This window comes from Halomonas sp. ATBC28 (assembly GCF_005937175.1).
GTDB classification, from domain to species: Bacteria; Pseudomonadota; Gammaproteobacteria; order Pseudomonadales; family Halomonadaceae; genus Vreelandella; species Vreelandella titanicae.
Map to the genome: position 1 here is coordinate 1 of NZ_VCQL01000007.1, position 22,319 is coordinate 22,319.

Genomic DNA, 22,319 nt, shown 5'->3' on the forward strand with positions numbered 1-22,319 from the left:
GATAATGCCGCAATGGAGAGCTTCTTTGGTACGCTGAAGTCAGAATATTTTTACCTGAACCGCTTTGACACCATTGAGCAATTACAGGCGGGCATTCGGCACTATATCCATTACTACAATCACGAGCGGATTAAGACCAAATTAAAAGGCCTGAGTCCGGTGCAGTACCGAAATCAGGCCTTGGCTGCTTAGTTTTTCACTGTCCAAGTTTATGGGGTCAGTTCACAATGGGCGCCGTTTTTATGCTTATCATGCGAGTAGCCGTAGCGTTAGTCGTTGAAACGCTGGAAGACTAAACACGCATTGGTACCGCCAAAGCCGAAGCTATTAGACAAGGCACGTTCTATCGTCACGTCATCGCGGCGTTCGGTGACAATATCAAAGCCGTCGGCCTGCTCATCCAAATCGGTGATATTCGCTGAGGCGGCAACAAAGTTGTGTTGCATCATCAGCAGTGAGTAGATCGCTTCCTGTACACCGGTAGCCCCCAGGGAGTGGCCGGTGAGCGATTTGGTCGAGCTCATGGCAGGTGTTGTATTCCCAAACACTTCGCGTATCGCCTTCAGTTCGGCAACATCGCCGACGGGTGTCGAAGTGCCATGGGTATTGATGTAGTCAATATCACCATCGACCGTTGCCATCGCCTGACGCATGCAACGCGTAGCACCTTCTCCCGAAGGGGCGACCATATCATGGCCGTCAGAAGTCGCGCCGTAACCCACCAGTTCGCCATAGATCTTGGCGCCGCGGGCTTTAGCGTGCTCGAGTTCTTCCAACACCAGCATGCCACCGCCGCCGGCGATAACAAAGCCGTCACGAGCTTTATCGTAAGGGCGTGAGGCCTTTTCAGGGGTATCGTTGTAGTGGGTAGAGAGCGCACCCATGGCATCAAACAAACAGGAGAGGGTCCAGTGCTCCTCTTCTCCGCCACCGGCAAATACCACATCCTGCTTGTTAAGCTGAATTTGTTCCATCGCGCTGCCAATACAGTGTGCGGAGGTCGCGCAGGCAGAAGAGATGGAGTAATTGACGCCTTTGATTTTAAACGGCGTTGCCAAGCACGCTGACACAGTGCTACCCATTGTCCGAGTGACGCGATAAGGACCAACGCGGCGCAGACCTTTTTCGCGCAGTATGTCGGCTGCTTCAACCTGATTAGCGCTTGAAGCACCGCCAGAGCCCGCAATAAGCCCCGTACGCTCGTTGGAGACCTGCGCTTCGCTTAGCCCAGCGTCTTCGATAGCTTGGGCCATAGAAACGTAAGCATAGGCCGCCGCGTCGCCCATAAAGCGGAGCAGTTTGCGGTCAATGAGTGCTTCAAGATCGATATCGACGCTGCCTGCCACATGGCTACGGAAGCCACGCTCGGCATACTCTTCCTTAAAACGAATACCGCTACGCCCAGTTTTGAGCGCGTCCAGGACCTGTCGTTGGTCGTTGCCAAGGCACGATACGATGCCAAGGCCGGTGACTACCACTCGTCGCATGGGAGCCTCCTGTTCAGAAATTCGCAGTGGAGGTAAATAGGCCAACGCGCAGATCATTAGCCTGATAAATGTCGCGTCCGTCGACGGTTACGGTGCCGTCGGCGATACCCAAGATAAGACGTCGGGTAATAATACGCTTAATATTAATGCTATAGGTCACTTTTTGTGCATCCGGCAGGATCTGTCCGCTGAATTTAACTTCGCCGCAGCCAAGCGCACGTCCGCGACCAGGGTGGCCTAGCCAGCCCAGGTAAAACCCAACTAGCTGCCACATGGCGTCTAACCCTAAACAGCCAGGCATAACGGGATCCCCAGGGAAGTGGCAGTCAAAGAACCACAAGTCAGGCGTGATATCCAGCTCGGCGATCAGCTCGCCCTTGCCATGCTCACCGCCCTCTTCGTGAATGTGCTTGATGCGATCAAGCATCAGCATGTTAGGAGCCGGGAGCTGTGCATTTCCGGGGCCGAATAGCTCGCCGCGGGAGCAGGCCAGCAGTTCTTCGCGATCAAAGGAATGTTGCTTGGTCACTGAATCGTTCCGAATATCAAATTGGTTGTGTGGCTAGTCTACTTCCCGAAACCGCTGAATGCACGTAACAGGCTATTTATCGTCCATCACTAGAGATTTTAGCGGGTTGGCCGATAGCACTAAAAGTGAGCGGCTTGGCTCATTAATAGCCGATTATGCACAATAAGTGTTCCATTGCCGTAATATAGAGTATCCAAGTGACTTATTAGGCGGCATGATCAGCATGGCACCTAACGCTAATTTTTATCTGAGTTAATTTGTATAGGGTATAGCGAATCGCCATGTGGCTTCCTGTTTCACTCAATCGTCCGTTAGTTTGGGTCGCACTGACGGCGCTTCCCGCCTGTGTTTGGATACCTGATGCGATGCTACGTCTGGTGGCAGCATCGCTGGTCGCGCTTGGGCTGTGGGACGCCTGGAAACAAGTGCGTCAACAGCAGCTACGTCTGCGACTGTCGCAAGATACGTTAAGACTTGCCAGCGATGCCATGGTGATTAGCGATGCGCAAAATCGCGTGATGGTGGTTAACCCAGCATTTACCGAAATTACCGGCTATGCCAGCCAAGAGATTCAAGGGCTGAAGCTGGAGACACTGGCAGCCCCGCGCCATGACAAAGCCTTTTATCAAACGTTTTGGAGTACGCTAAAAAGCACCGGCCGCTGGGAAGGTGAAATGTGGAGCCGCCGTAAACACGGCGACGAGTACCCCGAGTGGCTAAAAGTCCGTGCCGTGACCGACAAACGCGGCAACATTACCCATTTTATTAATTTGTTTGCCGATATTTCGGCACAAAAAGCTCGTGAGCGCGATTTACGCCGTATCGGCTATGAGGACCCTCTCACTGGGCTGCCTAACCGTCGCCGTCTCCACGATCTGCTTGCCTCTCACCTGCGCCATTTACGCGCAGGTGAGAGCCTGGATATGGCGCTGGTGGATATAGATGGTTTGAAATCAGTCAACGATAGCCTGGGGGTTGAGCAGGGTGATCGGCTGTTAGCACGTTTTGCCCAGCGGCTAACAGGCTATGTAGCAGGGAGCGTGGTAGGGCGCCTGGGCGGCGATGAGTTTATGGTAATCCGTACCACCACTTTTGACGATCACGACCAGTGGGTAGCCACCCTGCGTGAGCATATGAGTCGGCCCTTTGAAATTAACGACCACTCGCTGCGCTTAGGGCTCACGATTGGCAGCTGTCGCGTGCCTGAAGATGGTAACGACTCCGGCGTACTCTTCCAGCGCTTAGAGTCGGCGCTTTATAGCGCCAAACGGCTAGGACGTAACTTAAGTCAGCGCTTTCGCCCGGCGCTGGATAAGCAGGATAATCCTCAACTGGCGCTGGTCAGTGACCTGCGCGCCGCGCTTATTTCCGGTGACCAGTTGGAACTGCATTATCAAACCCAGCATGACCCTGCCAGCGGCGAGCTGGTGGGCATGGAGGCGTTACTGCGTTGGCGCCATCCCAAAGATGGCATGATTTCCCCAGGCGACTTTATTCCGTTGGCCGAGAGGCATGGTTTAATGAGTCAACTGGGCGCCTGGGTGATCGAAAAAGCCTGTGCCCAGCAAGCCCATTGGCGTAATAGTGCTATGCCCAAGCTAACAATTTGGGTCAATATTTCGGCACTGCAGCTGTTTCAAGGTGACCTGGAGAGCCAACTGACGACCTGCCTAAAGCGTTACCAACTGAAGTCTTCGCAAATTGGCTTAGAGCTGACGGAGTCGGTGCTACTCGACGAGCGTGCGGGGGATATGGGGCCACGCTTGCAGGCGCTACGGGATCAAGGCTTTGCGATTGCCATCGACGACTTTGGTACGGGCTATTCGTCGCTTGGCTATTTGAAGCGCTTGCCGGTGGACAAAATTAAACTCGATCGGGCCTTCATTAAAGAGCTGCCGCACGATCAGGCGGACGCCTCGATTGTTAAGGCGGTGCTAGCGATGGCGGAAGGCATGGGGCTAGGAGTGATTGCCGAAGGTGTTGAAACCAAAGAGCAGTGTCAGTTCTTGGTTAATGCCGGGTGCACGTCCGTACAGGGGTTCTACTTTGCTCGACCGCTTGCCGCCGCTGAGTTGGAAAAACGTCTGGTGCCTGCACCAGTCACCGTCCCCTCTGCCTCATAGGCTTAAAATAGCTAATACCCACACAAAGCAACGCCCAAACGAGCGCCTGAGCGGGCAGTAACCAAGCCGACAGGGTCACCTCTGCCAGTAGTGCGCCGCCATAATAAGAGAGTGGGCCGCTAATGGCACCACATAGCGCGGCTAGCAGCGGGTAGCGCCACAGCCAGGCCAGTGAGTGATAGACCAGGGTGGCAAACAGCGGCCAGAGCATCCATAGCCATAGCGGCAGAAGCCCTAGCACCAGCGTTTGATCGTTAAAATCGAAACCACCTAGTAATTGCAAGCCTCCATCAATCACTAGTCCCAGCAGCGCAAATCCGGCGATAAAGCGCCACTCTCCGGGCCACGCGCAGCGCCATAGATGCCAGGCCAACAGGCTGCCCCCTGCAAAGGCTGCTACCCATGAACCACCGAGTACGCATAGTAGCCAGCCAGCCTCAAAGCGCAGGGCATTCAACACCAGCGTCTGCCACTTGCACGATACCATTTAGAGCGCGCCTGTGAGCGGAAGGGGTTTCGCCGCGGGTTTCGCCAGCAGTAGGTGGCAGGTGCCGATGGAGCGCTCGATAAAACCACCCTCGCAGTAGCACAGGTAGTAACGCCACATGCGAATAAAGCGCTCGTCGTAGCCCAGTGTTCTCACCTGCTCCAGGCTGGCTTCGAAGCGGTGGCGCCACTCGCGTAATGTGCGCGCGTAATGCGGGCCAATTTCATCCAGCGCGACGATGTTCAGCGACGTTTTACGCATAACGCTGGTTAACATGGCGTGGTGCGAGGGAAGAAAGCCGCCAGGAAAAATGTAGCGCTTGATAAAGTCCATATCGCGTTTAGCTTCTTCAAAGCGCTGATCGCGGATGGTGATGGCTTGCAGCATGGCCTGCCCATCGTCGGTCAGCAGGCTATCCAGCTTGTTGAGGTAGGTATCGAGGTACTGATGCCCCACCGCTTCAATCATCTCTACCGAAATGAGCCGGTCATAGCGGCCGGTCAATTCCCGGTAATCCTGCTTAAGCAGGGTGATTCTGTCCCCCAGCCCCTCTTCCATAATGCGTTTTGCTGTATGGGCGTGCTGCTCGTCCGAAATGGTGGTTGTGGTGACACGGCAGCCACGGGTTTTGGCGGCGTGAATCGCCAGTCCTCCCCAGCCGGTACCAATCTCTAGCAGGTGATGCTCGGGCTGTACATCGAGCTTTTCAAGCATCAAATCGAGCTTATAGGTAGAAGCCTCTTCCAAGCTGGCTTCTGGATAGGGGAAAACGGCGCTTGAATACATCCAGTGATGACGATCTAAAAACGTGGAAAACAGATCGTTGCCAATATCGTAGTGGGCGGCAATATTGCGTTTCGAGCCAGTTAGGCTGTTGCGCTGAAAGCGGTAGGCGGCACCCAGCAGCCAGCGGGCAATGCGAGCGCTGCCGTTCTCCATTTTCCCATTCACATGCTCAAGGTTGGCAGCGAACAGCCGTACCAGGGCGACCAGATCGTCGGCGTCCCAATCGCCGTCCATATACGATTCTGCAGCCCCCACTGTACCGCCAAAGGCAAGGCGCTTCCAGGCGCGGGAGTGGCGTATCACCACGGTCACCTGCAGCGGGCCTTGCTGACCCAAGTGATGACACTGATCGCCTTCAATCAGGGTGATACGACCGCCGCGAAAGGCGTCCAGTTGGGCCATTAGGCGTGGCTTTAGCCACTTGGTTAAGCGGCTTTCGGCAACCGGTTGAAGGTTAGGGGGCGTGGAACGCAGGGTCGTCACTTTGAAGTCTCCTTGCGCTTGGGGTGGTTATAAACGGGGACGCGCTTCAGCCACAGGCGAAGTGCTTCAAAATGAATACCCGCAATGGTTTTCAGGCTCATCCATGGCTGGCGAGCCAAGGCTTTTAGCAACGTGCCGCGGGTGGCGGGTGAGGCGTCAAGGGTCAACGTGGCATCAAAATGGCACTGCTGATCCTGCCAATTTTCCATATGCAGAAAGAGCTTTTCGCCGGGTGCATTAAACTTCCAACGGTAAGTCATCTCCATGGGGTTAAACGGCGAGACGTGGAGGTCTTTATCGAAATGTGCTTGGTGACTATGGCGTGAGGGATCCACCGCGCTGGCGTAGCAGGTGCGCTCACGCCAGGGCATATTGGTGACCTCACTTAATACGGCTGTCAGTCGCCCCAGGTGGTCGTAAGCGTAGTAGACGGAAATAGGGTTAAACATGCAGCCCAGCGTGCGTAGCTGGGTAAGCACGCAGATACGGCCATTAGGCGCGCTTCCCAACTGCCGAATTAGCTCTTCGCGAACGGCGGTTTTCAGCGGGCGATCAACCGGCCCCAGATAGTCTTCGCGACGAAAACGCGCCAGCGCAGGGCGACGGGCACTAAAGCCGGGCACTTTGTCGAACAGCTCGGGCAGCTCGTCCAAATCCAGCCAGGCCATCCATAGCTGGTAACTAAAGGCGTGGGATTTGGGCGTAAAGCGCCGGTGGCGTAGGGTGCCACGATAAATACGCGAGCGTGGCTGGGTGGTTATCCCAGCTGTCATTTCAGTCAGCATGCTAGCCATCAACTCAGCCCCTCGACACCTTGCGGCGTTAGCAGCTCATGGGCAGGTAGCGCGGAAGGTGGCGCAGGCGGCGGGGCGGCTTCATCACAGCCTAACGCTTGCGCCACCCGCAGTGCGCTCCACACGCCGTCTTCGTGGAAGCCGTTACGCCAGTAAGCACCGCAAAAGTGGGTGCGATGGGCCGTAGACGAAATGTCGGCGTGTCGTGCCTGAGCCGCCTGGCCAGCCAGGGTGAACTGGGGGTGTGCGTAAGTGTAGCGGCCCAGCACCTTGTTTGGATCAATGCTGGCGCTGTCGTTCAGGGTCACGCAAAAAGTGGTGTCGCTCTCTATCCGTTGAAGGATATTCATAGCGTAAGTGACCGATACCCGTGCTTCGCTATCGCGCTGATCCAGGCGGTAATTCCAGCTCGCCCAGGCGCGCTTGCGCCGCGGCAGCAGGGCGGTATCGGTATGTAGCACCACTTCGTTATCCTGGTACGGCATGGCGCCGAGGATCGCTTTCTCGTCGCTGCTGGCGTCGCCCAGCATGGCCAGGGCCTGGTCGGCGTGGCAGGCGAGCACTACTTGGTCAAAGCGCTGGGTTCCGGAGGGCGTGGTGATACTAACGCCGGTACTGTTGCGGGTAATTCGGGTGACCGGTGTATTGAGGTGAATACGCGATGCATAGGGCGCCGTCAGACCGGGGATATAGCTTTTCGAACCGCCCACCAGGGTGTACCACTGGGGGCGATGGTTGACCGATAGCAGGCCGTGATTGCGAAAAAAACGCACAAAAAACGCCAGCGGGAAAGCGCGTAAATCACTGATGCTGGCCGACCAGATGGCAGCCCCCATGGGCAGTAAGTAGCGCTGCTGAAAATCGCGGTTGTAGTGGTTGCGATCCAGGTATTCACCCAGGGTTATATATTCGGGAAGCTGTTGGCTCTCCAGCGCGTTGGTGGCCTGCTTGTTAAAGCGCAGAATGTCGCCCAGCAGGCGATAAAAAGAGGGATTAAACAAATTGCGTCTTTGGGCAAACAGCGAGCCCAAGGTATGACCGTTGTACTCAAAATCCCGCGCTGTTTCATGTACCGAGAAACTCATTTCGGCGGCTTGTGAGGCGACGCCCAGGGTGGCCATAAGGCGCTGAAAGTGCGGATAGGTCCAGTCGTTAAAGACAATAAAGCCGGTATCAATAGCGTAGGAGTGTTCCGCAACGTTCACGTCCATGGTGGCGGTGTGCCCTCCCAGGCGTGAATCTGCTTCAAACAGCGTGACGTCATGTTGGGCGGAGAGGTACCAGCCCGCTGCCATGCCGCTAATACCGCTGCCAACAATGGCAATACGTTGTGATGCCCCAGAACTTTGCGATGCCATGGCGCTCATGACGACTCCTTTTGGCTGCGGGTCATGCGCAGGCCAATCTGACGGCGCACAGTGGGGGGCAAAATGCCCAGCAATTTGACCAGATAGGTAAACCGGCGTGGAAAGTGGATATCCAGCCGCCCCTTCACCAGCCCCGCGATAATGGCATCAGCTGCTTGCTCTGCCGTTACCTGCATCGGCATAGGGAAGTCATTACGTTCGGTGAGCGGCGTTTTAACAAAGCCAGGGTGGATCAGGCTGACCTCAATGCCCTCCTGATCAAGGTCTAAGCGCAGCGACTCTAAAAAGTAACTTACCGCGGCTTTAGACGCCCCATAGGCTTCCGCACGAGGTAGCGGTAAATAGGCTGAAGCGCTGGAGGTGGCGGCTAACCGAGCCAGGAGGCCCTCTTTGCGCGCCGCGCGCAACAGCGGCAGTGCGGCTTCGACGCCGTACAAAGTGCCGAATAGATTGGGCTTCAAAACCCGCTCGACTAAGTCCATATCGAACTGCTGAGCATTCAGATATTCGCAGGTGCCGGCATTAAAGAGCGCCAAATTTAACGCCCCGAGCTGCTCGCGGATGTCGTTACCCGCCTTGAGCACTGCTTGACGGTCGCTGATATCCAGCGGGAGAGGGTGGGCATTGGGGTGGCCCCGGCACAGAGCTTCGAGTGCTTCGTCACTGCGCGCGCTAAGCACTACCTGGTGGCCTTGGGCGATGAGCTTACGCGCAAGCGCTTCACCAATGCCGGAGGTGGCACCGGTTAACCAAATGCGTTGGGGCGTTTTCCATGTGCTCATTAAGCCTCCTCGGGTTCCCTGCGGTGATGTTATCGCTTAGGCAAGGCGTTTTTTTAACCAGCGAATGGCGCTTCCCATCAGCGGTAAATGTTCGTAAAGCATGGCGCCCGCATCAAAATAATCGCGATGACGCTCAACGCGCCCATCGGCGGCAAAGGTAAGTGCGCTACAGCCTTCCACATTGACCGGCTGGCCACCTGCCAATCGGGGATGAATAAACGTCATGCTCCAGGTGACAAATGCTTGCTGACCCTGTAACTGTCGAGTGTGGTAAGTGAAGTGGCACTGCTCGACATTTTCATACATGGTTGAAAAATAAAGCGCTAACGCGTCGCGACCTTCAATATGGTGCAGCGGGTCACTAAAAATTATATTTTCAGTATATACCTCGTATAGCTTTTCTGTACAGGTATTGTCTAGTTTATTGAAAAAGGCGCAGAACGCCTCTAATACCGCAGGCTCAGCCATCACGGTCTCCCTAGTAGTTGCTACAACAGATTTATTTAGAGAGCGATTTAAATGCCTCTAAGGCGCGCTGACGTGCTGCCTTGTGATCGACAATAGGCGCTGGATAATCGACGTCGCTAAGCAGATCCTGAGGTGGCGCGTGGCGCGCTTTGGCGGGTAGTTTGGCAAGCTCAGGCAGCCAGTGGGCAATAAACTCACCGTCCGCATCAAAACGGGTGGATTGGGTGGTGGGATTGAAAATACGGAAGTAGGGCGCAGCATCAGTACCCGTAGAGGCCGCCCATTGCCAGCCGCCGTTATTGGCGCAGAATTCACCATCCACCAAATGCTTCATAAAGAAAGCCTCGCCGCGCCGCCAATCAATCAGGAGGTGCTTGCTTAAAAACATCGCCGTGATCATGCGCAGTCGGTTATGCATCCAGCCGGTGTTCACTAATTGGCGCATGGCGGCATCAACAATGGGATATCCCGTACGCCCCTCGCACCAAGCCTGAAAGCCTTCGTCATCGTCACGCCAAGCTAGTTGCTTGGTATGCTCCTGAAAGGGCTGGTAACGGCATACCTGCGGAAACCCCACCGCTACGTGCTGATAAAATTCCCGCCAGACCAACTCGTTGACCCAGGTCGTAAGGCCAATATCGCCATCGGCTAAATCCCCGCCGTTCTCTGCCATCACTGCTTGTAGACACTGGCGATGGGAGATCATGCCGAGTGCCAGGTAGGGCGACAGTTCACTGGTGCCGCGCACCTTCGGTAGGTCGCGCTGGGCGTTATAGTGACGACCACGAAAGCGTAGGAAGCGCGCTAAGTTATCCGCCGCGGCATTTTCACCGGCTGGCCACAGCTGCCCATCGATAGGGGAGCTATCAAGCTTGGGAAGTTCAGGCAGCAGGTCGCTTTGAATATCCAGCACCGCTTGTACCTGTGGCGTCGCGCGCAGCGCCAACTGATCAGCGCTGACCTGCTTGTGCCACGCCTTGGAGAACGGTGTAAATACCCCGTAGTAGTCGCCCTTCCCGGTTAGCAGGCTGCCGGGGGCAAAGGCGACGGCGTCGTGGTAACCATGGGCGGCAATACCGGCCTGCTTAAAGGCGTCCTGCACTGCCTGGTCACGGTGCCGCTCATTGAGCGCGTACTCATAGTTAAAGTGCAGCTGTTCAGCGGCATATTCGCGAGCGATGTCGAGCAGTGCCTCGGGCGCTTGGTCATAACGTTCAATATCGCGATACAGCAGCGGAATATTCAAACCGTTAAGCGCCGTTTTGACGCTAGCGACGCCGCGCGCCCAAAAATCCAGCTTATTAGCGCCGTGGCCATGTTGTTGCCACTGGGCATTGCTGCGCAAAAACACCGCTATCACAGGGCCCTTAGCCGCGGCGGCGGCGAGGGCACTGTTGTCGTCAATACGCAGGTCACTGCGCAGCCATATCAACTGATGTTTCATACGCTCACCTGTCATAGGGGGCTCCTGCGGCACAAAAAAATGGCCGGTCGCCACATGGGCGAACGGCCAGGATAAAAGCGTGCTGGCTAGAGTACGCCCGACTCGCGTAATAGCGGGCGCAACCGGGCAATCGCCTGAGGCAGGTCATCGCCCAGCATGTGTACTGGCCCATCGCGCAAATCGTTTTCGCGCAGACGAGCCACTTCGCCGCATACGCCGATGGGTACGTTAAGCGTCTCAGCCGCTTTAGGCAGCGCCTGGTTGATATAGCTATCGCTCTCCCGCTGACCGCTAGAGAGCAGCACCATGGACGAGTGCAGCCGCGCCACTGCCTGGGGAAGATCCTCAAGCGGCAGCGAGTGGTCAAGCATCTGCACCCGGTAGCCTTGCTCGCTGGCCATTAGCGCCGACATCAGTACCCACAGCGGGCCGGGGTCGTCGGGCATGGCGTTGAGTAGAATCAGCGGGCCACGGGTAGCCTGATTGGCATAGTGCAAGCGGATGCCCACCTGGCTGCGCAGAAAGGCTTCCAACGTGCGGCGAACAAGCTGGTCTGCCTGAATGGCCCACTTGGCTTCTAAGGTCAAAATAACTGGCTGCCAGAGTTCATTAATGGCCACGCTCAGTGGGTAGAGCGCCAAACTCTGATGATAAAACGCCTCCAGCTTGGCGAGATCCAACGCTTCGATAATAGCTTGCAACTGCTGGCGCTGGCTCGCCCAGTCTCCGGCATCAGGTGACGGGGCTTCAATTGTTTCTGGCTGGTCAAGCAAGTCGGCGACTTGACTGACCGGCACACCACGATTGAGCCACTGCAGGATGCGTTCGATGCGGGTGATGTCGTCCTGAGCGTAAAGACGATGACCTTTCGGAGTGCGCTGGGGGCGAATTAGCCCGTAACGTCGTTCCCAGGCGCGAAGCGTGACCGAATTCACCCCAGTTAAGCGAGAAACCTCGCGTATCGGATAGAGTGGCGTATCGGGGGGGTGGGTCGCCTTAAGACTCATGGGCGCCAGTACCTCTTCGTTGACTGCAGTGCGGCGCTGCAGGGGCTTGTTATTGTTCGCCGCGGCGAAGGTGATTCATGTTCCATTTAAAGGTTGCCTGATTTAAAAACTAAACATTAGCACGATACTGTATGCCCATTTGTACAACTTGTCGCTACCCGGTACAACCTTTATAAGAATCCTTCTTAATCATTTAAGCTCGCTCTTTATTGAACCGACCGACCTATTAGCGCCTTTCCTAAACGGTGGCCGGATAGCCAGGCATCCTCAACGCGGCCGTCGCGGAAGCTGTCGCCGCACAGAGCCAGGCCACTTGCATTGTATAAGAAATCATGTGCGCAAGTAGTTGATGGCTGCGCATAGCGCCAGCGATAAGCAGCGCTTTTGATCATCATTGTGCGCCTGCCGGCCGCGTGAACTAGCCTGATAGGTAAGTGTCGGCCAGGCGGCTATGCAGGATTTCAACGATGCCACCAACAGGAGCAAAACCCCATGCGTGTATTAATCACCGGAGGCAGTGGCTTTGTCGGCCAGCGACTATGCCGGCAGTTAGTTGAACAGGGTCACGAGGTGCAGGTGGTCTCCCGCTCGCCTCACCAAGTGCGGGATCGTTTGCCGAACAATTGTGACATTCGCGATAGCGCCCAGGCGTTTATTGAATCGCCGCCGGACGCCTTGGTTAACCTGGCCGGTGAGCCGATTGCCGCCAAGCGCTGGAGCGATGAGCAGAAAGCCAAGCTGATTAACTCCCGGGTGTCGGCGACCGAGCAGTTGGTGGCGCTTTGCGAGCAGCTCAAAGCTAACGGCCAGCCGCTGCCCAAGGTGATGGTGTCGGGTTCAGCGATGGGCTACTACGGCGATCAGGGCAAGCGCGTGGTGACTGAGAAGACCATACCTAACGATGAGTTTGCCCATCGGCTGTGCAAACAGTGGGAGGCAGCCGCTAAGCCTATTGAGGCCATGGGCGTGCGGCTGGCGATTGTGCGCATTGGCCTAGTGCTAGAGGCGGGTGGAGGCAGCCTGGAGAGGATGCTGCCGCCGTTTAAGTGGGGGCTGGGTGGCCGCTTTGGCAGCGGTGAGCAGTTTATGCCGTGGATCCACCGCGACGATTTAGTCGCGGCGATCCTGTTTCTCATCAATCAAGAGGACTTGAGCGGTGCCTTCAATGGCTGTGCCCCGCATCCAGTGACTAATGCCACCTTCACTAAAACCCTGGCCAGTCACCTCAATCGCCCGGCCATTTTCCCAGTACCCGCTTTTGTATTAAAAGCGGGCTTTGGAGAAATGTCGCGGTTACTGCTGACCGGAGCAGATATGCGCCCCGTGCGCCTGGAAGAGGCAGGGTTTAGCTTCCAATACCCCACCCTGGACAAGGCGCTTGAGGCGATCCTTTAGCGGTCGGCATCAACGGTGATAATCACCCGTACTGAGTCCAGCCGCAGGCGGGTGTTTTCAATGGCTTCGCTAAGTGCCTTGCGCTCATCTTTTAGCGCGTCGATTTCCGCACTGCGCACCGCCGGGTTGTGCTCAGCCAGGGCGGTTAAGCGGGCAATCTCGGCGTCCAACTGAGTGCGCATACGCGCTTCGGCGTTCTCGACGATGCTGGGCAACTGGCGCTCGGCTTCGCCTTCACCCTGCGTTAGCAGTTCACGCAGCTGGTCGTGACGGCTCTTGATCAAATCCCGCGCCAGCGACTTGTTGACCTTCTGCAGGTTTTTGCCCAAGCCGGTGAAGGAGATCTTGCTGGTCAGGTTGGCGCCCGATTCATCCAGCAGCAAACGCACCGCGGTGGGTGGCAGGAAGCGGTTAAGATGCAGCTTCTTGGGTGCCGGGCAGTGAGTGCGAAACACCAGCTCGGCCATCAAGCGGCCGCTGGGAATGGCGTCGTGGCGCAGTAGCGCCAGCGCCGAGTTGCCCATGGTGCCATCCAGCACCCGACCCATCATTTCACGCAGCAGTGGGTGTTCCCAGGAGAGCCGCTGCACATCGTCACGGGCCAGCGCCTGGGAGCGGCTGTAGGTGGCGGTAAAGCCCTCTTCACCTTTAACCAGGCCCGGCAGGCCATCCAGCATATGTTGGCTGGGCTGCAGGTGCATTAAGCCCTTGCCGATCTCCTGGCTATCCACGCCGAAAATATCCAACGCTCGCTCAAGATAGCGCGGCAGGGCGGCGTCATCGTCAAGCTCGCGCACCGCGTCGATCACCTGCTGAGCGCGGGCGGGGCGGCAGGCGTTGAGCTCCAGCAGTCGGTTGCGGCCCGCATCGTGCTCCGCCAGCTTGGCGCTAAACATCGTGCGGGTTTCGGCGATGATCTCGTCAAGTGCCTCATCATCCAGCAAGGCATCAGCCAGGGCGTCACCAAAGGCATCAAACAGCTCGTTGCCGACCCCATGGGGGGCACTGAACGCATCCATACCTTCGTGGTACCAGCGCAGCAGGCGCTCGCCGGGGCTGCCCTCAAAAGTAGGAATATGCAGCTCAATAGCGTGGCGCTGACCGATGCGATCCAGGCGGCCAATGCGCTGTTCGAGCTGATCTGGGTGCTGGGGCATATCGAACATCACCAGGTGGCGGCAGAACTGGAAGTTGCGCCCCTCTGAGCCAATTTCCGAGCAGACCAGAACCTGTACGCCCTCATCCTCATCGGCAAACGCCGCCGCCGCGCGGTCACGCTCGATCAGGGAGAGGTCTTCGTGGAACACCGGCGCGTGGTAGCCGCCCAGCACCCGTAGCCCTTCAGCAAGGCCTTCAGCGGTTTCCCGGTGGTGGGCAATGACCAGGACTTTTTCGTTGGCGAAGCCGCTCTCACTGTCGTCGCTAAGCTTTTCCAGTAGCCAGTTAACCCGCGGGTCGATGTGCCACCAGTCTTCGCCATTGAGGGGATCATTGCTGAGCTCGCGGTAGGCCGCGTCGGGGTAGATCAGCACGTCGGGGTGATCCATGCCGGTCTCGATCAACAGCTCGTCGAGGTAGTCGTCGTCGCGCTCTAAGCGGCGCACCACGCGACGGTAGGCCGAAGGCAGCGCTAACGGTGCCAGGTTTAAGCGCCGCTCCGGGAAGCCTCCTACGTGACGGCGGCTGTTGCGGAACATCACTCGACCGGTACCGTGGCGATCCAGCAGCGCTTCGCTCAGCTGGTCGCGAGCGGTGTCCTGCTGCGCTTTGCTTGCCTCCGGGTTGCACAGGATGGCCAGCAGCGCTTGGCTGTCGCGGTCATCGGCTACCGCGGAGACGTCGCTACGGGCGCTAGGGTCGTCAGGCAGTGCCTCCAAGGCGTCGATGGCGCGGGCCACTTCGGTGTAGTGGCTCTCTTCGGCTTTGAAGCGCTCAAGATCGTGGTAGCGCTCGCTATCCAGCAACCGCAGGCGGGCAAAGTGGCTCTTGATACCCATCTGTTCGGGGGTCGCGGTGAGCAGCAGCAGGCCGGGAATCACCGCCGAAAGCTGTTCAACGCACCGATAGCCGGGGCCGCTGCCTTCTTCACTCCAGTCGAGGTGGTGCGCTTCGTCAACAATCAGCAGGTCGAACTGGCTGGCCAGTGCCTGCTCTTGACGCTGAGGGTTGGCAAATAGCCAGCCCTGGCTCGCTAGCACCAGCTGGGCGCTCTCAAAGGGGTTGGCGCTGCCGTGGGCCTGGCTCTGGGTTTCATCCAGTAGCGAGACGTTGAGCGAAAAGCGCCGCAGCAGCTCGACCAGCCACTGGTGAGTGAGGCTGTCGGGCACAAGAATCAGCGCCCGCTCAACACGGCCATTGAGCAGCAGGCGGTGCAGAATCAGGCCAGCTTCAATGGTTTTACCCAGGCCCACTTCATCCGCCAGCAGTACCCGGGGTGCATGGCGGTTGGCCACTTCATTGGCAATGTAGAGCTGATGGGGTATCAGATCGATGCGCGGCCCGGAAAAGCCTAGCGCGCTGTGCTGCTCGATACGTTGATAGTGGTGCAGGGTACGAAAGCGCAAATCAAACCAGTCGTTGCGATCGACCTGGCCGGTCAGCAGGCGGTCGCGAGCCTGGTCGAACTGCATGGTATCGGCGAGTTTGGCCTCGGGCAGCTCGCGCAGATTGCCTTCCTTGTCTTCACCGATATAGGTGATCAGGCCGTTGGACTCTTTGCTGTCATCGACAACGATCTGCCAGCCGTCAGCAGAGAGTACGCGGTCGCCGCTGCCGAACATAACGCGGGTCAGCGGGGCTTGGCGGGTGTTATAGGTACGGGTTTCCTGACTGGCACTGAACAAAATGGTAACGCTACGGGCGTCGCAGTTAAGCACGGTACCGAGCCCAAGCTCGGCTTCGCCGTCGCTAATCCAGCGTTGGCCGGGAGAAAAATCGCTCATGATGCCTCGGGAGAGTCTGCAAAACGGGTCGACTGCCGCCGGTAGTGAGCGCCGGCAGCAACAGGGCGGGGGATTCTAACGCAAAGCAGCGGGGGGATTAAGGTGTATCGGCATCAATCTTGTAACCAGCGATCCAGCTGGGCGCGAGTAAGCTCGCCAACGTGGATATCCAGGGTGTTCCCCTGGCCGTCGAACAGCGCTGTGGTGGGCAATCCCGGTGCTTGAAAAAGCGCCACCAGCTGCTGGCTGGGGTCACGCAGGGCGTAGCGAAATTCAAGCTGCTGCTCATCCAGGTAGCGCACCATGGGCAGTAGGTCTTCGCCTTGGTTAGCAACCACCACGCTGACACCATCGCGTTTTGCAGCCTCCTCGAGCAGCGGCATTTCACGCAGGCAGGGAGGGCACCAGGTCGCCCACAGGTTGACGATAATCAGGTCAGCGTTGTCGGTCAGTGAGGGCAGATGCACGTCATTGCCTTCCACATCCTCAAGGGTGATCTCCGGTAGGGCGTCAACCGCAAAGTCATTGCCCAGGGGCGCCAGGGTGACCAGCACCAGCCATAGGCTAGAAGCGGCGATCAGCATGGCCATTGCTCCGCCCATGGCCAGTAACCGAGCCCGCAGCGTCCAGGCCGTCCATACCAAGCCAGCCGTCATCCCCCACAGGCCATGGTAGCCGGGTTGCCAGACTTTGAGCGCTTCAAGTGGGGCGACGCTATAGCTATCCAGGTTGAGCAGGATATGGCCCACTCGAGCGCCCACTAACCAAACAATAATAAGCCCGGTAAACCAGCGCTGCTGAGCCGGGCGAGGCAGCCCTAGCAAGAAGCGCGCGCAGAGCAGTAGCAGCAGCGCGCAGCCAACGGCGTACAGGCGTGGTAGCGAAATCAGTAGCGGGCCGAGAGCAATGGCGTTCATGGATTTCCCGTTCAGGTTTTCAACGTAGGTTTTTAATTCGGGTTCCCAGTTAAGCATGCTGCGAAGCAGGTACACTAGGAGACCATATCATTTGAGCTGAAAATTACGGAGACGTTATGCCCTCACCCGCTTTCGATAAGCTGCGCGCGCTAGCGATCGGATCCCAGGCGATTGGCCTAATACTGATTATTACCCTGGAAACGGTGATGGGAAACGCCGCACGCCCTTGGCAGGGTGTGGTGCTGGCCGCCATGCTGGTCACCGCGTTAACGATTGCGCTGGTGCGGCTTTACCGACGCAAACGCCTTCAAAAGCAGCTCGCTGAACGCAGGCGATATCTTGAAGAAGGCGACGAGCGTTAGAAAGCGTTGCTTGTGTTTTTGCCGTTCCAGTTCCAGATTAATAGCAGCCTTAACGATTGTCCGCTGAGGCACACTAAAAAATTGCACAACTTTTTACGACACTGGGAGCGACAAATAATATGATCAATAAGCGCGCATTAGCCACCGCTGTGGCGGCCTCAACCCTGGCAATGACCGGGTTCGCACAGGCAGAGGTCAAAGTTGGCTTCTTGGGCGGTTTTACCGGGGGAATCGAAAGTTTAACGCCACCCATTTTTGAAGGTGCTCAGCTAGCTGTAGAGCAGATCAATGAGCAGGGCGGCATTCTAGATGGCCAAACGTTGGTGATGCCGTCTGGCGATACCACCTGTTCCGATGCATCGGCTGCCTCTAACGCCGCCGACCGCATGGTGAACTCTGAAAATGTCACCGCGATTGTCGGTGCGCTGTGTACTGGTGCGACCATTGCTGCGGCTAATAACGCCGCCATTCCCGGTGGTGTGTTGATGGTGTCGCCCGCTTCTACTGCCCCTGCGGTATCTGAGCTGGACGATAATGATCTCGTCTTCCGTACCGTGCCGTCGGATGCTTTCCAGGGCGAGATTCTTGCCAAGCTGTTGCTTGAAAAAGGTATCGACGCAGTGGCGGTCACTTATGTCAACAATGATTATGGTCAGGGGCTTTCTGACGCCTTTAGCGCTGCTTTTGAAGCCGGCGGAGGTGAGATTACTGAGAACCTTGCCCACGAAGATAACCGCGCGGATTATCGCTCTGAGCTAGGCTCACTGTCAGTCAGTGGCGTGGATACTCTCGTCGTGCTGGCCTACGCCGACACCTCGGGTCAGACCGTGCTGCGCCAAGCCTATGAAAGCGGTATGTTTACCCAGTACGTAGGTGCTGACGGCATGGTCGGCGATAGCCTTATTGAAGCCATCGGTGCAGACGTGCTGGATGGTATGATCGCCACGCGCCCCGGCAGCCCTGACCTGCCCGGCACCGAAATCTTTATCGAAGCCGCCGAAGCTGCTGACTTCGATCCAAGCGCAGTATTTGCCGCCCAGGCCTACGATGCCGCTTTCCTGATCGCATTGGCGATTGAGCAGAACGGCAGCGCGGAGCGTGAAGGCCTTTCCGAAGCGCTGCGTAGTGTTTCCAGCGCCCCCGGCGAGGTCATTCTGCCCGGCGAGTGGGAAAAAGCGGTTGAGCTGATTGCCGCAGGCACCGACATCAACTACGAAGGCGCCTCTGGTTCGCATGAGTTCGATGACAACGGCGACGTGCCTGGCGTGGTGGTCGAGATGGCTGTGGAAGACGGCACCTTTACCAGCAAAGGTCAGGTTGATCTTTAATTCTCAGCATTAGTGTTAAAAATGCCGGGCTTATTAAGTCGGGCATTTTTTATTTGGCATGGCCCACCTTGTTGTCCTTAATCTTCCCTGCAATTCCACGTGTGATAGGATCAGAATTAAATTCTGAATGTGTGGGGGGATGATTAAACCCATGAGTTATAAACCCCCGTTTACCATCACCGCCGATATTCTCAATCTGGTCGCAGAGATCAGCGAGCAAGTGGGCAGACTGAACGCTAATGCACTGGATGCTTCGCCTCAGTTGCGCAAGCAAAACCGCATTAAAACCATTACCGGAACGTTGGCGATTGAAGGCAATACCCTGACTGAAGAGCAGGTCACCGCGATTGTAGACGGCCAGCGCGTGATGGGGAGTGTGCGCGAGTTGGCTGAGGTCAAAGGGGCGATTCAGGCTTACGATGCCTTACCCAAGCTGCAACCTGATAGCATCAATGACTTACTCACCGCCCATGGCTTGATGATGTCGGATATTCTGGTAAATGCTGGCGAGTTTCGGCATAAAGCGGTGGGCATCCACAAAGGGAATGTAGTACATCATGTTGCGCCACCTGCTCATCAGGTATCGGGGCTAATGGCGGATTTAACCCATTGGCTAAAACAGGCTAAAGACCATCCTTTAATTACCAGCAGTGTATTTCATTACGAGTTTGAATTTATCCATCCTTTTAACGATGGCAATGGTCGCATGGGACGCTTGTGGCAAACGCTGATTTTGTCGCAATGGCATCCGCTGTTTTTATCGTTGCCGCTGGAAAGCGTTATCAAAGACAACCAGCAGCGCTATTACCAAGCGCTCGAACAAGCAGATCAGCAAGCCGAGAGCACGCCCTTTATTCATTTTATGTTATCGGTCATCGCTCAGACACTAGTACAAAACGCCCCTGTAAATGTCCCTGTAAACGCCCCTGTAAATGTCTCTGGGCTAAAAACACCTGAAGCGATCATGGCGTTAATTCAGCACAACCCGGCGATTACTCGCCAGCAAATAGCCGACACCACAGGGAAAGACATACGTACTATTGGCCGTGCGATGGCCAAGTTACAGCAAGCGGGCAGGTTGAAAAGAGTAGGGTCAGATAAGTCGGGCCATTGGGAGATTATCAGTGAGTGAGCCCCACCCCACGCTTTTCGTTATACGAGTATTGATTGTTACCAAAACTTGTCGTACTGAAGGCGCTTGGTGACCTGTTGCTGCCCGAAAGCGCGCCAGATCTGGCGCGCCGGGCTTAGCTCATCGGTCATATCAATTGTCCCATCAACTGTGACTTTTGATTTTCTCGGGTAGTAGCCCTTTGGGCGCGAAGCGCAGCACCATGGTGATCAATAAGCCAATCACCAGCACCCGTGCCTGCAGGGCGCGGCTATCCATATTGCCTGGTGCATCCCAGCCGAAAGCGCCTTCGCCAAAGGCCACCGCTAACTGCATTAAGAACAGCGCCAGGGGCTCGGACATAATCCAGATAATGTACACCGCCACAGCGCCAAAAATGGTGCCCAGGTTATTGCCTGGCCCACCAAGAATCACCATCACCAGTACCAGGAAGGTATGGTTAAGCGGCAGGTAGCCTTGAGGGTCGAAGAGGCTATTGAAGGTGCCCAGTATGCCGCCGCCCAAGCCCATCAGAATGCAGCCCAGCACGAAGATTTCCAGACGCCGTTTGTTGATATCCTTACCCATTGCCGCAGCGGAGACTTCATTATCGCGAATCGCCCGGATCATACGGCCCCAAGGGGCGTTGTAGGCGCGATTGAGCAGAAAGAAGATCACCGCAATGATCACCGCCGTAAATGAAAGGTAGATAGCCCGGGAGAGCGTAAACCCCAGTTCGGCAGGTCCCGGTGTGGGCCATGGAAGTGGGGAAACCGTAGCGGTACCGCGGGTCAGCCAGTCGGAGTTCTTTAGAAACGCCTTGATGATCTCGGCTATGCCGAGGGTGGCTATCGCCAGATAATCGCTGCGCAAGCCCAAACAGATATGGCCAATAAAGTAGCCGACGCCACCCGCCAGCGCGCCACCGACAATCCAGCCGATCCAGGGCGGTAAGCCCAGCCCACCGACGAAGCCTGCCTGGCTTTCAATCGCATCAGTGACTTCGCGCAGCTGGCTAATCACCACGAGGTAAAGCACCACACCCAGCACCACCGCGATAAACGTACGCAGGGGCTTGGGTACGCCCAGTCGATCCAGCTTGCTGGCGCCAACAATTAATACAATAGCGGCTGCGCCATAAAGCAGCACGCGGCCAAATTCGCCGGGTAGCGCCGTGCCCCAGAAGGCATCGTTGACCGGCACGCTGAAAAACATCGCACAGAAGCCGCCCAGGGCGACAAAGCCCATTACCCCGGCGTTGAACTGGCCGGCATAGCCCCACTGGATGGTTAATCCCAGCGCGAGGATGGCGTAGCAGGCAGCTTCTACCAGCATGCGCGTGCTGTAGGCGGCGCCCATGATGGCGTAGACCGCCAAGACCGCTACGAGCAGCACACCAAACAGAATCAGCTCGCGCAGCGGGAAGCGACGGGCAGACGTGGCGTCTTGGGGAGTGTAGGCAGGGTTGCGCGTTTTTTCTGAGTTGCTCATTAGATCACCTTGCCCTTAAAGAGTCCGGTGGGACGCCACACCAAAATGGCTACCAGAATGAAAAACGGCACCACAATTTTGTACTCGGTACCCACAAAGGCCAGATTCGACGGTAGCTCAAGCCAGGCGGGCAGGCTGTCGCGGAAGGGACGTAGTAGCACGTTCCAGTTAAACACCGCCAGGGTTTCGGCAAAGCCGACCACAAAGCCACCGGCAATGGCGCCGTAAGGGTGACCAACGCCCCCCACAATAGCGGCGGCGAAAATAGGCAGCAGCAGAAAGAAGCTCAAATCGGGTTTGAAGGTAACGTCTAAGGAGAGCAGCGTTCCAGCAATAGCCGCCAGCGCTCCGGCAATCATCCAGGTCACCGCCACGATGGTATTGGTATTAATACCTGATGCTTGGGCGAGTTCAGGGTTATCCGACATGGCGCGCATTGCCTTGCCTAACCGCGAACGGTTAAGGAAAAGGTGTAGTGCGACGACCGCAACGATAGTGATCACGAACAGATAAATCTGCGGTTCGGTAACCACAATCGGTGCACGGGCACCCTCGAAGGGCAGCGCAAGGCGGAAGATCTCTTTACGGTCGTCGACATATAAACTCTGCCCGCCGGTGCCGGAAAAGAGGCGGATCAAGCCCTGTAGAATCAACGTGACCCCCAGCGAGCCAATCACCAGCACAATCGGTTTGACCCCATGGGCACGTAGCGGTTTATAGAAGGTTTTATCGATTCCCACGGCCAAAGCGGCGGTGAGCAGCATCGCCAGAGGCAGCATTAGCACGGCGGTGGGTACACCTAGGCTGGCGCCCGCTGCTGGGAACAGCGTGGTAAGCAGAAGCACCATAAAGGCGCCGAAGGTCATCATGTCGGCGTGGGCGAAGTGGGCAAAGCGCATAATGCTGAAAATCAGCGTTACCCCAATGGCCCCAATGGCATAAATAGAGCCGCTGACGCTGCCCGAAATCACCACATTATTGATGAAAAAAACCAGTTCGTTCACGTCTATCTCCCT

20 protein-coding genes are annotated in these 22,319 nt (G+C 56.8%); 6 read left to right on the top strand and 14 right to left on the bottom strand.

From position 1 onward, the window contains the following. Window positions 1-192 (top strand): IS3 family transposase (locus E0L35_RS09195; protein ID WP_138800108.1); only part of this gene is annotated, 192 nt, incomplete at its 5' end. 77 nt (window positions 193-269) lie between these two features. Here the strand turns inward: E0L35_RS09195 and fabB are convergent. Next, complete coding sequence (gene fabB, locus E0L35_RS09200) at window positions 270-1,487, bottom strand: beta-ketoacyl-ACP synthase I (RefSeq protein WP_022520896.1); 1,218 nt, start codon at window positions 1,485-1,487, stop codon at window positions 270-272. Between the two features lie 13 nt (window positions 1,488-1,500). After that, window positions 1,501-2,016 carry a 3-hydroxyacyl-[acyl-carrier-protein] dehydratase FabA gene (gene fabA, locus E0L35_RS09205; protein WP_022520895.1) on the bottom strand — a complete coding sequence of 172 codons (516 nt, stop codon included), beginning with the start codon at window positions 2,014-2,016 and terminating at the stop codon, window positions 1,501-1,503. A gap of 281 nt (window positions 2,017-2,297) precedes the next feature. On the opposite strand from fabA, the gene E0L35_RS09210 reads away from it, so the two are divergent. After that, window positions 2,298-4,139 (top strand): GGDEF domain-containing phosphodiesterase, encoded by a 1,842-nt coding sequence (locus E0L35_RS09210; protein ID WP_138800109.1) that lies wholly within the window; start codon window positions 2,298-2,300, stop codon window positions 4,137-4,139. Here E0L35_RS09210 and E0L35_RS09215 read toward each other — a convergent pair. The 8 genes from E0L35_RS09215 to E0L35_RS09250 all read right to left on the bottom strand — a co-directional run bounded on the left by E0L35_RS09215 (window position 4,117) and on the right by E0L35_RS09250 (window position 11,757). Continuing rightward, window positions 4,117-4,626 carry a DUF2878 domain-containing protein gene (locus E0L35_RS09215; RefSeq protein ID WP_022520893.1) on the bottom strand — a complete coding sequence of 170 codons (510 nt, stop codon included), beginning with the start codon at window positions 4,624-4,626 and terminating at the stop codon, window positions 4,117-4,119. The genes E0L35_RS09210 and E0L35_RS09215 overlap by 23 nt on opposite strands. Continuing rightward, entirely contained in the window at window positions 4,627-5,895 is a 1,269-nt protein-coding gene (locus E0L35_RS09220; protein WP_138800110.1) for a cyclopropane-fatty-acyl-phospholipid synthase family protein, read from the bottom strand. After that, window positions 5,892-6,656, bottom strand: a complete 765-nt coding sequence (locus E0L35_RS09225) for a DUF1365 domain-containing protein (RefSeq protein ID WP_085947163.1) — start codon at window positions 6,654-6,656, stop codon at window positions 5,892-5,894. The genes E0L35_RS09220 and E0L35_RS09225 overlap by 4 nt, the downstream gene beginning before the upstream one ends. A 32-nt stretch (window positions 6,657-6,688) precedes the next feature. After that, window positions 6,689-8,056 carry an FAD-dependent oxidoreductase gene (locus E0L35_RS09230; protein WP_138800111.1) on the bottom strand — a complete coding sequence of 456 codons (1,368 nt, stop codon included), beginning with the start codon at window positions 8,054-8,056 and terminating at the stop codon, window positions 6,689-6,691. Continuing rightward, a complete protein-coding gene (locus tag E0L35_RS09235) occupies window positions 8,053-8,838 on the bottom strand; it encodes an SDR family NAD(P)-dependent oxidoreductase (RefSeq protein ID WP_022520890.1) in 786 nt (261 codons plus the stop codon). The genes E0L35_RS09230 and E0L35_RS09235 overlap by 4 nt, the downstream gene beginning before the upstream one ends. 36 nt (window positions 8,839-8,874) lie before the next feature. Further along, the gene (locus tag E0L35_RS09240; protein WP_022520889.1) at window positions 8,875-9,306 is read right to left on the bottom strand and encodes a nuclear transport factor 2 family protein; all 432 of its coding nucleotides are present in this window, start codon (window positions 9,304-9,306) and stop codon (window positions 8,875-8,877) included. 31 nt (window positions 9,307-9,337) lie between these two features. Then, complete coding sequence (phrB, locus tag E0L35_RS09245) at window positions 9,338-10,750, bottom strand: deoxyribodipyrimidine photo-lyase (RefSeq protein WP_138800239.1); 1,413 nt, start codon at window positions 10,748-10,750, stop codon at window positions 9,338-9,340. Window positions 10,751-10,836: 86 nt separating this feature from the next. Continuing rightward, window positions 10,837-11,757: a MerR family transcriptional regulator gene (locus E0L35_RS09250; RefSeq protein ID WP_009288159.1), complete on the bottom strand. Its 921-nt coding sequence runs from the start codon at window positions 11,755-11,757 to the stop codon at window positions 10,837-10,839. Window positions 11,758-12,249: 492 nt separating this feature from the next. Here E0L35_RS09250 and E0L35_RS09260 point away from each other — a divergent pair, with 492 nt between their 5' ends. Beyond that, a complete protein-coding gene (locus E0L35_RS09260; RefSeq protein ID WP_138800112.1) occupies window positions 12,250-13,152 on the top strand; it encodes a TIGR01777 family oxidoreductase in 903 nt (300 codons plus the stop codon). Here E0L35_RS09260 and rapA read toward each other — a convergent pair. Then, window positions 13,149-16,094, bottom strand: a complete 2,946-nt coding sequence (gene rapA, locus E0L35_RS09265) for an RNA polymerase-associated protein RapA (RefSeq protein WP_039860224.1) — start codon at window positions 16,092-16,094, stop codon at window positions 13,149-13,151. The two genes, E0L35_RS09260 and rapA, sit on opposite strands and share 4 nt — an antisense overlap. A 113-nt stretch (window positions 16,095-16,207) precedes the next feature. Then, a complete protein-coding gene (locus E0L35_RS09270; RefSeq protein WP_138800113.1) occupies window positions 16,208-17,011 on the bottom strand; it encodes a TlpA disulfide reductase family protein in 804 nt (267 codons plus the stop codon). Window positions 17,012-17,127: 116 nt separating this feature from the next. On the opposite strand from E0L35_RS09270, the gene E0L35_RS09275 reads away from it, so the two are divergent. From E0L35_RS09275 to E0L35_RS09285, 3 genes are all read left to right on the top strand, one after another. Further along, entirely contained in the window at window positions 17,128-17,373 is a 246-nt protein-coding gene (locus tag E0L35_RS09275; protein ID WP_138800114.1) for a hypothetical protein, read from the top strand. A gap of 119 nt (window positions 17,374-17,492) precedes the next feature. Then, entirely contained in the window at window positions 17,493-18,701 is a 1,209-nt protein-coding gene (locus E0L35_RS09280) for an ABC transporter substrate-binding protein (RefSeq protein WP_138800115.1), read from the top strand. Window positions 18,702-18,852: 151 nt separating this feature from the next. After that, the gene (locus E0L35_RS09285) at window positions 18,853-19,833 is read left to right on the top strand and encodes a Fic family protein (RefSeq protein ID WP_138800116.1); all 981 of its coding nucleotides are present in this window, start codon (window positions 18,853-18,855) and stop codon (window positions 19,831-19,833) included. A 144-nt stretch (window positions 19,834-19,977) separates the two neighbouring features. Here E0L35_RS09285 and E0L35_RS09290 read toward each other — a convergent pair whose 3' ends face one another. Together E0L35_RS09290 and E0L35_RS09295 are read right to left on the bottom strand one after the other, a co-directional pair. After that, window positions 19,978-21,303, bottom strand: coding sequence for a branched-chain amino acid ABC transporter permease (locus E0L35_RS09290; protein WP_027958789.1), 1,326 nt, complete (start codon window positions 21,301-21,303; stop codon window positions 19,978-19,980). Next, window positions 21,303-22,307 (bottom strand): branched-chain amino acid ABC transporter permease, encoded by a 1,005-nt coding sequence (locus E0L35_RS09295; protein WP_022520880.1) that lies wholly within the window; start codon window positions 22,305-22,307, stop codon window positions 21,303-21,305. The genes E0L35_RS09290 and E0L35_RS09295 overlap by 1 nt, the downstream gene beginning before the upstream one ends. Between the last annotated feature and the right edge of the window lie 12 nt (window positions 22,308-22,319).

Excerpts from the sequence above, each read along its gene's own strand:
- fabB (WP_022520896.1), bottom strand. The coding sequence starts at position 1,487 with ATGCGACGAGTGGTAGTCACCGGCCTTGGCATCGTATCGTGCCTTGGC.
- E0L35_RS09210 (WP_138800109.1), top strand. The coding sequence starts at position 2,298 with ATGTGGCTTCCTGTTTCACTCAATCGTCCGTTAGTTTGGGTCGCACTG.
- E0L35_RS09215 (WP_022520893.1), bottom strand. The coding sequence starts at position 4,626 with ATGGTATCGTGCAAGTGGCAGACGCTGGTGTTGAATGCCCTGCGCTTT.
- E0L35_RS09230 (WP_138800111.1), bottom strand. The coding sequence starts at position 8,056 with ATGAGCGCCATGGCATCGCAAAGTTCTGGGGCATCACAACGTATTGCC.
- E0L35_RS09235 (WP_022520890.1), bottom strand. The coding sequence starts at position 8,838 with ATGAGCACATGGAAAACGCCCCAACGCATTTGGTTAACCGGTGCCACC.
- E0L35_RS09240 (WP_022520889.1), bottom strand. The coding sequence starts at position 9,306 with ATGGCTGAGCCTGCGGTATTAGAGGCGTTCTGCGCCTTTTTCAATAAA.
- phrB (WP_138800239.1), bottom strand. The coding sequence starts at position 10,750 with ATGAAACATCAGTTGATATGGCTGCGCAGTGACCTGCGTATTGACGAC.
- E0L35_RS09250 (WP_009288159.1), bottom strand. The coding sequence starts at position 11,757 with ATGAGTCTTAAGGCGACCCACCCCCCCGATACGCCACTCTATCCGATA.
- E0L35_RS09260 (WP_138800112.1), top strand. The coding sequence starts at position 12,250 with ATGCGTGTATTAATCACCGGAGGCAGTGGCTTTGTCGGCCAGCGACTA.
- rapA (WP_039860224.1), bottom strand. The coding sequence starts at position 16,094 with ATGAGCGATTTTTCTCCCGGCCAACGCTGGATTAGCGACGGCGAAGCC.
- E0L35_RS09270 (WP_138800113.1), bottom strand. The coding sequence starts at position 17,011 with ATGAACGCCATTGCTCTCGGCCCGCTACTGATTTCGCTACCACGCCTG.
- E0L35_RS09275 (WP_138800114.1), top strand. The coding sequence starts at position 17,128 with ATGCCCTCACCCGCTTTCGATAAGCTGCGCGCGCTAGCGATCGGATCC.
- E0L35_RS09280 (WP_138800115.1), top strand. The coding sequence starts at position 17,493 with ATGATCAATAAGCGCGCATTAGCCACCGCTGTGGCGGCCTCAACCCTG.
- E0L35_RS09285 (WP_138800116.1), top strand. The coding sequence starts at position 18,853 with ATGAGTTATAAACCCCCGTTTACCATCACCGCCGATATTCTCAATCTG.
- E0L35_RS09290 (WP_027958789.1), bottom strand. The coding sequence starts at position 21,303 with ATGAGCAACTCAGAAAAAACGCGCAACCCTGCCTACACTCCCCAAGAC.